General features: G+C 40.1%; 7 protein-coding genes. 4 read left to right on the top strand and 3 right to left on the bottom strand.

All coding sequences use genetic code 11. The features are described 5' to 3' along the window. Positions 1 to 453: 453 nt before the first annotated feature. Together V7K97_RS26655 and V7K97_RS26660 are read right to left on the bottom strand one after the other, a co-directional pair. On the bottom strand, positions 454 to 777 hold the full coding sequence (locus V7K97_RS26655; protein WP_334803992.1) for a hypothetical protein: 324 nt from the start codon (positions 775 to 777) through the stop codon (positions 454 to 456). Positions 778 to 1,246: 469 nt separating this feature from the next. Then, positions 1,247 to 1,426, bottom strand: a complete 180-nt coding sequence (locus V7K97_RS26660) for a chlorophyll a/b-binding protein (protein WP_094348356.1) — start codon at positions 1,424 to 1,426, stop codon at positions 1,247 to 1,249. Between the two features lie 1,013 nt (positions 1,427 to 2,439). Here V7K97_RS26660 and V7K97_RS26665 point away from each other — a divergent pair. Together V7K97_RS26665 and V7K97_RS26670 are read left to right on the top strand one after the other, a co-directional pair. Then, entirely contained in the window at positions 2,440 to 3,534 is a 1,095-nt protein-coding gene (locus V7K97_RS26665; protein ID WP_334803993.1) for an AAA family ATPase, read from the top strand. Further along, entirely contained in the window at positions 3,527 to 4,222 is a 696-nt protein-coding gene (locus V7K97_RS26670; RefSeq protein ID WP_334803994.1) for a DUF3226 domain-containing protein, read from the top strand. The genes V7K97_RS26665 and V7K97_RS26670 overlap by 8 nt, the downstream gene beginning before the upstream one ends. Before the next feature lie 178 nt (positions 4,223 to 4,400). On the opposite strand, the gene aroA is transcribed toward V7K97_RS26670, so the two are convergent. Beyond that, entirely contained in the window at positions 4,401 to 5,681 is a 1,281-nt protein-coding gene (aroA, locus tag V7K97_RS26675) for a 3-phosphoshikimate 1-carboxyvinyltransferase (RefSeq protein WP_334803995.1), read from the bottom strand. A gap of 582 nt (positions 5,682 to 6,263) precedes the next feature. Between aroA and V7K97_RS26680 the strand changes: the two genes are divergently transcribed. Then, a complete protein-coding gene (locus V7K97_RS26680) occupies positions 6,264 to 12,872 on the top strand; it encodes a PAS domain S-box protein (RefSeq protein ID WP_442936903.1) in 6,609 nt (2,202 codons plus the stop codon). A gap of 1,055 nt (positions 12,873 to 13,927) precedes the next feature. Next, positions 13,928 to 15,196, top strand: coding sequence for a plasmid pRiA4b ORF-3 family protein (locus V7K97_RS26685; protein WP_334803997.1), 1,269 nt, complete (start codon positions 13,928 to 13,930; stop codon positions 15,194 to 15,196). The last annotated feature ends 10 nt before the right edge of the window (positions 15,197 to 15,206 follow it).

Below are 15,206 nucleotides of genomic sequence, written 5' to 3' on the forward strand. Positions count from 1 at the left end.
GGAAGCCGCTAATGCCGAACTCGCCAACTACTGGACAAATGAATTAGTTTCCCAAGTGCAGCAACATCTGATGGACTAAATTAGCTAATATCTCAAGTTGCTTAGGACTTACGCAAAAATCGCCAAAAAGCTTAATTTATCGAACCGCCTTCGCGCTTCGCGTCTCGTAGAGAAGACGCCAAGAACGCCAAGAATCGTAGAGTGTGCGTAAGTCCTGTTGCTATAGCAGGATGCAAGTCTCTTAACCATCAGCCGAATAAAACAAACATTAACTTTGGTAGTCGCATTAGCTAGAGTTATCTCAAAGTTCTGGACGAGAATTTTGCATCTCTCCATCCAAGCAGTTCACCGCTCTCTTCCCCCACCTTCCTGCAACCAGAATAAACCCAGATTTCCCTTGGGCTGCCTGGGTTGGCCTATACCTACGTAATACCAGCGCCCCTATGACCAACCTTATTTGGCAACGTCTTCAAAGTCTGTGATAGCACAAGCAAATTCTCTAAAAGCTGTTTTAATCAGAACCTCTTTCGTTCCCCTTTCCAGCGAAGAATTGCGTATGAGGTCTGTTAATTCTATAAATAGCAGAGAAAACATAAAACGATCTTGGCGGTCAACTTGTTTCAAGCAAGACGATATAAACTGATAAAGCTCTGTTTTTCTAGGTTTGGTTTGTTCATCCCATATTTGCAACCCAAGCCGAAAAGTTCTCAAGCGGATTTCATTACTGTTGTAGGACGCGTCTTTGTAGCGGACTGATACGCGCTGGGGTATTTCCATGAGTTTTAGCTATACATATTCAACGTAAAGTAATTATTCACTTATATTTTGCCTCAACCGGAAAAATCTGATATTTTGCACTAATCCCAACAATCGCCATAAGTTAGAAACTAATGTTTTCCCTGGAATATAGATCAATACGCTTGGGTTAAGGCTAGTACTATGAGTCAAAGTCATTTTTTTAACGTAGACGCTTCTCTACGAGACGCTACGCGAACGGCTTCCCGCAGGGTACCGCAGAGGCAATAGAGTTGCCAGTGCGCCCTTGCGGTTAAGAGACTTGTACCCCTCCGGGGATCTTGCTACGCGCAGCGTCTCCCCTTCTCCCAAAGGGAGAGGCTAGCGCCAAGGGAGAAGCAACTGGCGCGACACGGAGAGAGAAGGAGGAGGAGGAACAAATTGCTTAACTGAACTGTATTGGAATATAGATAGTACGGTAGCCTAGTTGTGCTACCGTACTGTCATCAATTTAGAGGATACCCCAGAAATGGAGTAAGCCTTGACCAGAAAAAGCTTCAATCAAAATCGCAGATACAAAACCAATCATTGCAAGACGACCGTTCCAATTTTCACTCTGAGGAGTGAAGCCAAAACGCACAGCATTAGGATCTTCTGAAACAATCGGCGCAGGATTCTTAAAACCTGACATGAGCATGACTCCAAAGTTCAAGTGTTGTAGCAGTTGTAACTGTCTGTAAAGTAATGTAACAGATGTTTAAAAAAATGCAACTGTAAAAGGGATTAGGGATTGGGAAAAGTTAAAACTCATTCATCCACCTCAGATACTCATTCATCCACCTCAGAACTCCGTTCATCCACCTCAAAGACTGATTAACAGAGTTCAAAGAATCATTCATCTAGCTCATTGTCTGTATTATCTGTGCAATATTTACCGGATACTGCCCAGCAGTTGCAATACTTGATTCTGAAAATAGCAAAATGCTGGTAAAAATAACAATAGTACGACTCGTTAGAAAGGGTAGAAATTGCCATTGTTTTGAGTCACATATTTTAAATTGAGTCATATACATTTGCGGTTTCGATAGCTTCTGAGATTTAGGATTCCCAAAAGAAAGCAAGAAACCGATAGGTTCACTCATTTGAAAAACTCGATAATTAATTAGCTTATGCAGCCTAATTTCCATGCGAGTTTGCTAAGGGATTCAATCTGGGAGCATCCCAATGAGAGCTTAAATCTTTTCCCTCACCCCCAGCCCCTCTCCCAAAGATGGGAGAGGGGAGACATAATTCTAGTTCCCCGAATCCCAAAGATGGGAGAAGGGGTTAGGGGATGAGGGCTATCAAGGTTTTTGCACATTTGGGATGCTCCCTTCAATCTTTCTTGCGATCGTGCTGTATGTCCCGTTTTTGCGTCATCTGTTCAGTTTCTCCTTTACCCGCTCTAGCTAGCAATCTGTTTCGGGTATGAGGCAATCAGTCATTTATATTCTGTTATATGCTTAGGTTTATTCATGCCTACCTACTTAATTCACAGAGATTTGCTACTGTTGGGTATGGAAACAGCAGTATTAAGTAGTCTGAGTGTTATCGTTAGTATTATTAGTGTAGGCTAACTGTTTAAGCTTTTCACGGCTTAATTTAAGATAAACTTTATATTTATTAGGTAAAATATAATGAAACCATTTCAATATTGAAGTTCTAATGATTAAAAATATTCAAATTAAAAACTTTAGATGTTTTGATGACTTAAAGGTATCTGGTTTTGAGAAAATCAATTTAATTAGTGGCAAGAATAATGTTGGAAAAACTGCATTATTGGAGGCACTATTTATAAATAGTTCTCCACGACCAGATACAATTATTTCTCTCCGACATATAAGACGTGAACAGTTAAGTTATAGCAAGTCTTTGCCTGAAAGAACCTGGAATAATTTCTTCTTTCATCAGAATAAGAATAGTGAAATTGTAATTGAGTCTACCTTGGATAATAAATCTTCAAAAATAGTTGAGATATACGTTGATGAATCTGTAAAAAATTTCCTAGAAGAAACCGATGAGGAAGATAGTGAGGATGAGATAAAAGACAACATCATGAGCCTTTTTTCAGGAAGTGAGTCTGTACGATCTGTGATACACCTTAAAACAAGGATTAATCATGGAGAAGCTTTTGAAACTTCAATTATTTCAAGTGCAAAGGGATTGCTAGCAAAAGATATCAAAATTCCTGACATTAAAAATGCTTTTTTTATACCTTCCTTCTTAAGAGTTTCTAGTAGAGACTTAACAATAGAATTTGATAAGGCTCGGTTGAATGAGAGAGATGATGAAGTTCTAAGAGCTTTTCAGGCTATTGATACCTCGATTGTACAGGTGGAGAGTTTTAGTATTGGTGAACCGACTGTTTATCTTAAAAGAGAGGGAGAAGGTAGATTACCCTTGTCCTTGTTTGGTGATGCAATTAATCGCATCGCTGATATTATCTTAAGACTTGTGAATAATGAGAATAGTATTTTGCTGATTGATGAAATAGAAAATGGTATTCATCATTCCAATCAAGCCTATTTTTGGACTATTATTTACAAGTTGGCCAATGAGTTAAATGTGCAAATATTTGCCACAACACATAGTTTAGAAATGACTAAGGCTTTTATAAAAGCTGGTTTAGAATATCAAAATACATCTGCTCATTTTGAACTTACAAGACAGTTTAAGACTAACCGGATAGTTGCTATAAGACGAGATTTAGATACTTTGGATTATGGAATAAGCCACAACAAAGAGGTGAGGGGTGAGTAGTAATATTTTGATTGTGGAAAGCAAAAATGATAAATATTTCCTTCAGGCAATTATTCGTCATCTCAACTTGAATATAGAAGTTGCATCCCCAATTATCATTTCAGAAGAAGACTATAGACCAATGGACGGGTTAGATAAAACAAAGTTAACGGAGGCTCTCAAAGACTTAAAAGCCGATATACAGAAGGGTGAAATTGAAAGAGTAGGTATAATTATTGATATTGATAACGCTCAAGAAAGCGATAGAATTAAGTTTATTAATGAATGTGTTCAAGAAGCTTTTACAGAAGCGCCATTACTTGTAAAAGTTAAAGAGTTTGTAAATTTAACTCTTGATGGTCTCAATATCCAACTGGCTTGCTACTTTACCAATCTTGATGGGCAAGGGGAACTTGAAACAGTCCTTAAAAGCATTAAGTCCCAAGATTCTGTTCATGCTGATTGTTTAAAGAGTTGGAAAAATTGCTTACAACAGCATGGTCAAAAAATAAGTGTTAAAGACTTTAATAAATTCTGGGTTGATATGTATATCCGATTTGATACTTGCTCAAAATCTGAAAAGAAGCAAGCAGAGCGAAAATGTAGCATGAAAGGCTTTGATTATGTAATGATGAAGGAACCAGCGATTTGGAATTTTGAGCATCATGCTTTGAATGATTTGAAGGATTTTTTGCGGCTATTTTGTTGATTTCATCGCAATAGAAAATATTTCTTTTTAGTCTAACTAGAACATCGCTAAAACTCAAACCCTTGCCTACTAAGGGCTTGTATCTTACCAGGCAAGGATTTTAGGACTTGTGTATGCACAGTAGCCTAAAAGAAGAGAGGTCAGAGTGTATTTGATATCTCCAGAAATTAAGTATGCGTTATTGTTCTAACATTTGGAAGAATCGGGTAAAGTAATCTGGAAAGGTTTTAGCTGTACAACCAGGATCTTTAATTACAATCCCTGGAACCTTTAAACCAGTGACAGCAAAAGCCATTGCCATTCGATGATCGTGGTAGGTTTCAATCGCCGCTGGGGTGATGGGGCTAGGCTCAATTCTCAAACTATCTGCGGATTCTTCAACCTTAACCCCTAGCCGCCGCAACTCTGTTACCACAGCTTTAATCCGATCGGTTTCCTTATATCGAATATGTTCTACGTTACGAATAGTAATTGGTGAACTGGCAAAGGGCGCGATCGCAGCTAATGTTTGCACCAAATCTGATATATCATTCATATCAATGTCGATACCTTGCAATTGTTTCGGACCCGTCACTTCGGTATATTCATCCGAATCCCGAATCTGGCAACCCATCTGTTCTAAAACATTCAACCACAGAATATCACCCTGACAGGATTGTTTGGTTAAATATTTGACGCGCACCCGTCCACCCGTGACGGCGGCGGCGGCGAAAAAGTAAGAAGCATTTGACGCATCAGGTTCTACTGTGTAATGTCGAGCTTGGTAACGTTGGCCGGCTTTGATCTGAAATTGATTCTCGCCGATTTGAACCACCTCCACGCCAAAATCCGCCATTAAACGACAGGTCATTTTGACGTAAGATTGAGAAACCAATGTCCCCTCAACCTCAATCAACGTATCTTGTTGAGCATAAGGCGCAATCATCAGCAACGCCGAAAGTTGCTGACTTGTTTGGTTAGCTTTCAAGGGAAAATTTCCGCCAGTGAATCCCTGACTATAGATTGTGTAGGGCATAAACCCAGGGTTTCCCTCAAAGTTAACGGTTGCTCCGCCCGTTTGCAGCACCGTCAACAAGTCGCCCATCGGTCGTTCTCGCATCCGGGGAACGCCATCTAAACGATATTCGCCATTACCCAATGCTACCAGCGCCGAGATAAACCGTGCTGCTGTCCCTGCCAAACCCACAAATAAATCTGCCTGTTTCGCTGGAATGTCGCCTCCTCTTCCCACCACTTGAATCTGTGCCAGATGAGAATTCAGAGTAATGGGAATGCCCAATTGCTCTACGCATTTGGCAAAATACTCGCTGTCTTCACTAAATAAAGCATTTTCTAAAATGGAGTCACCTTGCGCCAAAGCAGCCACAAGCAACGCCCGATTGGTAAGACTTTTAGAACCAGGAATTTCTACCGTGGCATCCACTGGCCGATTTAGAGCAGGAATTGCAATGGTATCCACGTTAAACCTCTACTTAGGCGGTCAGCTACAACTTTATATATTGCCATATCATGACCAAAAGGGGCAGAGGTATTTGAATCGAATGGCACTAAGTTAAGATACAACCCTTGCCCTGACTGCTTCCCAGCCTGGAGGTTGGGAAACCACTCTGGGGGGGGCTGCCGCCTCCTACTTCTTGACCAGAGGCAGCAGCCCTCTCAGAATACATTCCCAGTCTGAAGACTGGGAACGAGGTTACACAAGTCTTTGGGCTTTTCTTAGCGCCATTCGTATCTGAATCTTTACTCCACAAAATTGCAAACCGTTATATTAGGAACTGACAAAAAATAAATTAAATTATCCATATTGTGGGGTGGGCATCCTGCCCACCCTGAATCTGGGACGGTTGAGGACACCCATCCCACAAGAAAATTTTGGATGTTTTTTTATTTGTCACTCCCTTCTTGTGTCAGTTTCTGAAAGTTCGGAATCTACTGAAATTATATAACTTCTGTGAAGTATTGGTTTGTTAGTATTGCCTTAGCTAACTGCTTCTTAATATCTGGGAACAATAGACATAGAAGTTTTCAAGATGCAGCAATTATGGTTAGCAAGCTAATTAGTATTCCCGGTTATCATCTTAGTCAAGAACTTTACAACAGTTCGAGAACATTAGTCTATCGCGGATACCGAGAGGCTGACCAAAAACCTGTAGTGATTAAACTGCTGAAAAATCTTTATCCTAGTTTTACTGAACTTGTACAGTTTCGTAATCAGTATACGATCGCCAAAAATCTCCATCAAGCTGAAATCATTCAAACTTATGACTTGGAGCCGTACCAAAATGGTTATGCGTTGGTGATGGAAGATTTTGGGGGAATTTCCCTGAAACATTGGTGGTGGATAAGTGAGCGAAGTCTCAGAGAATTTTTACTGTTAGCGATCGCACTATGTAATTCCTTAGATACTCTCTATCGTCATCGCATTATTCATAAGGATATTAAACCTAGTAATATTCTGATTAATTCAGAAACCAAACAAGTCAAATTAATCGATTTTAGTATTGCATCTTTGTTACCACGGGAAACTCAAACTTTAATGAGTCCCAAGATATTAGAAGGGACACTAAGCTATCTGTCGCCAGAACAAACTGGTAGAATGAATCGCGGCATTGACTACCGGACTGATTTTTATTCTTTGGGTGTCACTTTTTACGAATTACTTACAGGTGAGTTACCCTTTGAATCTCATGATGCAATGGAGTTGCTACATTGTCATATTGCCAAACAGCCGGATGAATTAAAAATTATCAATTCAAAATTCACAAATGAGGATATTCCCCAATTTTTTTGTGATATAGTGATGAAATTGATGGCGAAAAATGCTGAAGATCGCTATCAAAGTGCATTGGGATTGAAATATGATTTAGAAATTTGTTTATCTCAAATTGAACAAACTGGCAAGATTCAGAACTTCCAAATTGCTCAACGAGATGTGAGCGATCGCTTCATTATCCCTGAGAAATTATATGGTCGTGAGCAAGAAGTTAAAACTCTCTTAGCAGCCTTTGAGCGGGTGGCGAATAATCAGCGAGAACTCATGCTAGTAGCAGGTTTCTCTGGTATTGGTAAAACAGCGATCGTCAACGAAGTCCATAAGCCAATTGTTCGGCAACGAGGCTATTTCATCAAAGGTAAATTTGACCAATTTAATCGGAATATTCCTTTTTCAGCTTTTGTACAAGCATTTCGTGATTTAATGGGGCAACTAAGTCGAGAAACTGATGCTCAATTAGAAACTTGGAAACTTAAAATTCTCGCAGCACTAGCTGATAATGGGCAAGTAATTATTGAAGTAATTCCCGAACTAGAACAAATTATTGGTCAACAAGTATCTGTAAGTGAGCTTTCTGGAAGTGCGGCACAAAATCGGTTTAATTTATTATTTCAAAAATTTATTCAGGTGTTCACTACAAAAGAACATCCTTTGGTGATTTTCTTAGATGACTTGCAATGGGCAGATTTGGCATCTTTAAAGCTAATTCAGTTGCTAATGATTGACTCAGAATGTAGTTATTTATTATTAATTGGAGCTTATCGTGATAATGAAGTTTCGGCAACGCATCCGTTGATATTGACTTTGGCAGATATCAGTAAAGCACAAAAAATAATTAATACCATTACATTAATACCACTAAGTCAAAGCCAATTGAATCAGTTAGTTACTGAGACATTAAAATGTACCGAAAATTTAGCTCTGCCTTTGTCTAAATTGGTATATCAGAAAACTCAAGGTAATCCGTTTTTTGTCACGCAGTTTCTCAAAGCATTACATCAATATGGACTCATTCAGTTTACCCCCCCTTACCAAGGGGGGGCTACGGGGGGGTGGGAATGTGATATTACGCAAGTCACTCAGCAAGCAATCACCGATGATGTTGTTGACTTTATGGCATTGCAGTTAAAAAAACTTCCTCAATCAACGCAAGAGATATTACAATTAGCTGCTTGTATTGGGAATCAGTTTGATTTAGAAACATTAGCGATTATTGCCCAAAAATCACAAATAGAAACAGCCACTTGTTTGTGGAAGGCTTTGCAGGAAGGCTTGATTTTACCTCAAACTGAAGTTTATAAGTTTTATCAACAAGAGTCATTTGTAACTAGTCATACCCTGCGGGAAGACGAAGGGTTTATGTCATTAGCAAACAGCGAACAAATGACAGCTAGGTATAAATTTTTGCACGATCGCGTCCAACAAGCAGCTTATTCCTTAATTCCAGAAGACCAAAAACCGCAGTTTCACTACACTTTAGGAAAGTTGCTACTCCAAAATACCTCAGATGTAGAACAAGAAGAAAAACTGTTTGATATTGTTAACCATTTAAATATGGGTTCATTTCAGATTACTGAAACAACAGAACTACTAAAGATTTCCCAACTCAATTTACTGGCTGGACAAAAAGCTAAACTGTCAACAGCATACCAAGCAGGTGTATTGTATTTGTCCGCAGGAATTAAACTATTAGCGCTTGATAGCTGGGAAAGGGATTATCATCTCACCTTTTCTTTATATCGAGAGTGCATTGAATGTCAATATCTGGCTGGGGACTTTGAAGCAGCAGAAACCTTGGTTGCAACTACCCTGAACAATTCGCGATCGCAATTAGACAAAGCCGCCATCAACGCGATTCGACTGATACAATACCAAAACAGTGCTATCTATGAAAAAGCGATTCAAATAGGATTAGATAGCTTAAAAATGTTGGGTTTAGAATTACCTATTGCACCCAATAACCAGACGATAAAATTGGCAGCCCAAGAGGTAGTAAAAAATCTTGGCGATCGCCAAATTGCATCTCTTGCTGTTCTCCCTCAAATGGAGAGTACTGAGCAACAAATGCTGGTATTGCTATTAATTAATATGATTCCTCCAACTTATATTGCTAATCAAGATTTGATGGTATTAGTAATACTAGAAATGACAAATCTTTGTTTAAAATATGGTAATACTCCTCTTTCTAGCTTTGTCTATCTTTGGTATGCTACTGTTCTGTGTTCCATTTTTGAACAGTATGAAAAAGGCGATAGCTTTGGTGCTTTAGGGCTACAACTCAACGAGGAAGCTAACATTTTAGCGATTAAAGGCAAAGCGTATATGACCTTTGGTAGTTTTGTGAGCCACTGGCGTAGACCATTGAAATTCGGCTTAGAAACTATCAAACAATCCTTTTATCCAGCGATGGAAGCAGGAGAGCTATCTTGGTGTTTTCATGGTGGTTCTTTCAATTTCTGGAAAAAGTTTTTAGTCTGCGATCGCTTAGATTATTTAGCTGACGAACAAAAGCTATTAGTTGAATTTGCCGAAAAAATCGAACCTCCAGCCGCCTTCGCTTTAGCTATTCAAAATCAAGTTCTGGCTAATTTGCAAGGAGCAATTTCAGATCGGTTTAGTCTCAACGATGAAACCTTTAATGAAGCCTTAGCCCTAAAAGTTTTTGCAGACAGTCAATATCTTTATGGGATGAGTACCTACTATTTCGCTAAAGCTTTTCTCCACTTTAGCTATGGTGACTACGCTACGGCTTACCAATTGGGATTAGAAGCAGAAAAAACTCACGGTTCACTATATGGCCAGTTTCAAATTATTCTCCATGATTTTTATCAAGCTCTCAACCTAACACAACTTTATGGCAGTAGTAGTGAAACGTTGCAGCATGATTATTTAGAAAAGCTACAAAAATCTAGTCAGAAGTTCAAATTGTGGGCAGATAATTGTCCTGAAAACTATCTAGCTTTTTCCTTGCTAGTAGAGGCAGAAATTGCCCGAATTAGTCAAGATTATAGCCAAGCTTTGGGATGGTACGATCGCGCCATTGCCATCGCAAAAGCCAACCAATACCTTAACACCGAAGCCCTTGCCAATGAGCTTGCTGCTGGGTTTTATCTGGAATGGGGTAAAGAACGGATTGCTCAAGAATATCTACTTAATGCCTACTATTGCTATGTTCGTTGCGGGGCTAAAGCCAAAGTTGATGACTTGGAACAACGCTATCCGGAGCTTTTGACACCGATTTTGCAAGATCAACAACAGTCCTTAACTATAATTGACACATTTTTTACCCGATCTTTTCATCACAGTAAAACTTCCACATCAAGCAGTATTTCAGAGACGCTCGATTTAGAAACAGTACTCAAAGCCTCCCAGACTCTTTCTGGCGAAATTGAATTAGAAAAATTGCTGGCGACGCTGCTTCAGGTGATGATCGAAAATGCTGGGGCTGAGAAATGCGTGTTAATGTTGCTGCGGGACAATCGCCTACTGATCAAAGGGATTGTCAGTGCTGGGATGCAACCCATCGTTCTTCAACAAATTCCCGTCGAAGAAAGCCAAGACATTCCCCTGGAACTGATTTATAGCGTCAAACACTCCTTGCAGCCTGCTGTAATAGTTGATGCAACTGCCGATTCCAGCTTCGCGGGCGATGCCTATATTCTGCGTCAACAGCCAAAGAGCATCTTGTGTAGCCCGATTCTGCTTCGGGGTAGATTTGCTGGCATCGTTTACTTAGAAAATAATCTCACAACTGGAGCATTTACGAGCGATCGCGTCAATATTCTCAATCTACTCTGTACTCAAGCCGCCATTTCTTTAGAAAATGCCCGACTCTATGCTCATGAACAAGAAAAAAGCCAAGTATTACAAGAGTCGCTGCATAGATTACAGCAATCAGAAATGCGTTTTAAAGAGTTGTTTGAAAAGTCAGCAGATGCCATTTTGCTTTTGGGCAACGATGGATTTATCGACTGCAATCAGGCAACAGTTGAACTGTTTGGATACAGTCACAAAGATCAGCTTTATTCTGTTCACCCGTCAGACATCTCAAGCGAATTTCAGCCCGATGGTCAATCTTCCTCTGATAAATCAAATGCGATGATTGCCAAAGCGTTGCAAACTGGGTGTCATCGCTTTGAGTGGATACATCAACGTGCCAATGGCGAAGAATTTTGGGCAGAGGTGATGCTGACTGCAATTCCCTACGATGCTACACAAATAATACACGGTGTTGTGCGAGACATTAGCGATCGCAAGCAGGCTGAGGAAGAAATTAAAGAATCAAAAGCATTTCTCAACCAAGTAATTAATGTCATCTCAGACATGATTTTTGTTAAAGATGAACAACATCGTTGGGTGCTAGCTAATCAATCATTGTGTAATTTGCTCGGCGTTGATTGCGAGTTAATTCTTGGTAAGTCAGACTACGATTTCTTTTTGAAAGAACATGCAGATGTTTTCTGGCAAAAGGACAACATAGTATTTCAGTCCCAGACTGAGCATCTGAACGAAGAGCTAATTACAGACAACAACGGTCAAATTCACTGGTTACTCACCAAGAAAATCCGCTTTGAAAATAATCACGGTCAGGCGTTTATTGTCGGCTCAAGTCGAGACATCACTGAACTTAAGGAAGCAGAAGCACAACTGCGGCAGCAAGAGCAGTTTCTTCGCAGCATTTATGATGGAGCCGAAATGGTGATCTTTGTCGTGGATGTTTTAGAGGATGACAGTTTTTGTTATGGCGGATGGAATACTGCTTCCGAGCGAGTGATCGGAATTCGCGGCGTTGATGCCGTTGGCAAAACACCAACCGAAGTTATGGGAGAAGAACAGGGTGAAATTCTCCGACAACAATTTGCTGAACGCGTCAGAACAGGAATGCCCATTTCTTACGAAGAGTGTCTCACCATTAACGGTGAGAAAAGCTGGTGGTGGGTAAATCTGAATCCACTCAGGAATGAGGAAGGGCGTATTTACCGGATTATTGGCACAGGGTTTGATATTAGCGATCGCAAACGCGCTGAAGCCGAACTTCAACAAGCCCAACTTCAAATCGTGCAGTCGGAAAAAATGTCGGCTCTTGGTAATTTGGTGGCTGGTGTGGCTCACGAAATTAACAACCCTGTTGGTTTTATTGCTGGCAATTTACAACCCGCCTCAGATTATATTAACGATACCTTTAGATTGATTGATTTGTATCAACAAGAATATCCCGATCCTAGTGCGGCAATTCAGGACGAGATAAAAACCATCGATCTGGAGTATGTACGACAGGATTTACCCAAGTTAATCGCCTCAATGAGACTGGGAATTGATCGCATCTGCGAAATTAGTAACAGTCTTCGCACTTTTTCCAGAGCCGATCGCGATCGCAAAATCTCCTTCAATATTCACGAAGGCATTGATAGCACCATCCTAATTCTCAGACATCGCCTCAAAGCCAGTGGCAATCGTCCAGAAATCGAGGTAGTCAAAAAATATGGTAATCTCCCCCAAATTGAATGTTTTCCAGGACAGTTAAATCAAGTATTCATGAATATTTTGGCGAATGCCATCGATGCTTTAGAAGAATCGAATCAGGGACGCAGTATTACCGACATTCAAACCAATCCAAATCGCATTACCATTACAACTTGCAGAGGTCAACAAAAGACTATTGTGGTAAAAATTGCAGATAACGGGACTGGGATGCCAGAAGAGCGGCAAAAACGTATCTTTGACAACCTATTCACCACAAAAACCGTTGGCAAAGGAACAGGATTAGGATTAGCGATCGCTCGTCAAATTGTTGAGGATAACCACCGTGGTAAGTTGAGTTGCAATTCTGTACTGGGTAAAGGCACAGAATTTGTGATTGAGATTCCAGTATTTTAAGCTAATGATCTGGCATGGATTTAGGGGAATCTAAATGTTTTGCTACCGAAAAGACAACTTTTCAAACATCCTCTTAGCTTAGGGACTTCCAAATAAAAAAATATCCGAAAACTGAGGCAAAAACCCTCTCTATTTCTCCTCTCTCTGTGTTCTCTGTGTCTCTGTGGTTCGTTTCTTTGGATAATTTATTTCTTGGAAGTCCCTTAACAACAGTAGGTGTATCCGCTAAAATCATCTGTAGACGAGTGTTACTATTCATATCAAATTCCTGAGATTGTCAAGTAAAAGGTGAAAATATTATCGTTTACATTTCATTACGCTTATACCAATTCTTTATAAAGATGCATAGAAAGAACCCCACTGCCTGCGGCACCTGCCCTTAAAGACTGACAAATAAAAAAAGACTCAACTACTTCTTGTGGGGTGGGCGTCTCGCCATTGGTGTCAACTTAGAGCCAGGGCGAATAGAATTCGCGGCTATACAAACTCTCGTCCGCGTAGGCGGACTTTGAAAAATTAATGTTTTTAACCCGCGCAGGTGGGTAAAGTCTCGTGTAGACAAGCCAGTGCGTTGGGCGGCTCCGCCGACTTGTTCGCGTAGCGTCTCCCCCTGGGAGAAGCACCTGGCGCGCGGTTTCTAACCGCCCTTTTCACGTTAACTTGACACTAATGGCGTCTCGCCCGCCCCTAAGCTAAGGCGCTCATGTTGCCCACCCCACAAGATTGGGTAATTTATTTGTTGTCAGTCCCTTATCAAGAAGAGGTTGGGAGGGGTGAAAATAATGTACAGCTTCGCAGAGAATTGGTATTACGGTGTTGATAGTCCTGCTGTGACACTTGACGGTTCAATCTTTTTTAGGGTAATACCATTTCTTTTTGAAGATGCGCCTATAGGACTTACCAAAACCTCGCTGTAGGGGCAATTCATGAATTGCCCCTACGTGAATAAAGCGCAGCCTCACATAGAATTGGTATAACTGCTGAAGTCATAGTATAAAGAGAACATGGTTTTACGGAAGGCTAAATTGTGAATTTAGAATTTAAAACTTTTATTTATGGAAGATTTATTTGCGCGGCTAGAACGCACCCTCAATCCTGAACTACCTTCCCTAACAGAATCGCAACAACAACTCCTACAAGAACTCAGCATTGATGAAAATCAACCCGGTATAATTCTGCATGACTTTCAAACTCTCATGGATTTCTTACAACCAAACGGAGTGGAAGTTAGTAGTGTTAATAACCTTCTACCGCTAAAAGTCCTATCAGAACTTAATTCTCGCTTAAGTCACCCAATTGAAACTAAACTCAAACGCCCCGTACAGAAATCATACCCCTACATTCATGGACTATATCTGTTATTACGGAGTTCTGGAATAGCCCAAATTAGATCCCAAGGAAAGAAGCAGGTTTTAGTTTTAGACTCAGCAACTTTGCAATCATGGTTAAGCCTGAACTCAACAGAACGTTATTTCAACTTATTAGAAGCCTGGTTAATTTGGGGAAATAACGAAATTTTGGGTGAACATCAAGATTCATTCGGGAATTTATTTAGATGTATTCAACTTTGGACCCGCGTCCCAGATCAAGGTTTAAAGTTTCCTAAGTATGAAAACCAACATGATATTAGTTATTACCCTGGGCTGCATAATATTGCCCTGTTAGAGTTATTTGGATTGTTATCTATCAAACATGGAAAACCACAAGAAGGCAAGGGGTGGCGCATTACTAGTTTACAACGCTTACCCTTTGGTCATGCTCTGTTACAACTACTTTTTCCATTGGGTATACGAGGAGAACTACAGGATGATGTAAATGTAAATTTTGGAAAATTGCAGTCACATTTTAAACCATTTTTTCCAGAATGGGAACATAATTTACTGGTTCCCAAGCAAGGATTTACTGATGGTATTTATATTTTTAAAGTTTCCCTTTCTCAGGCTTGGCGACGCATTATTATACCAGCTAAAAAACCATTAAGCTGGTTGGCAGAGACAATTCTTGATGCTTTTGATTTTGATTACGATCACCTGTACGAGTTTAGTTATAAAGATCATTTTGGCCGGATAATAAAAATCGGTCATGCCTACATGGAAACACCCCCATTTGCAGACCAAGTTCAGATTGGTGATTTATCTCTAGAACCAGGTGCTAAGATCACATATCTTTATGATTTTGGTGACAACTGGAAATTTGATGTGCAGTTAGAAGCAATTAATCCACCTGATAACAAAATCAAAAAACCAAAAATTTTAGAAGTTCACGGAAACGCACCTCAACAGTATTGGTGTGAGGATGATGAATTGGATGAAGATGAGGGATGAGGAGGATTTA

Source organism: Nostoc sp. (assembly GCF_036917815.1).
Classification (GTDB): Bacteria; Cyanobacteriota; Cyanobacteriia; order Cyanobacteriales; family Nostocaceae; genus Nostoc.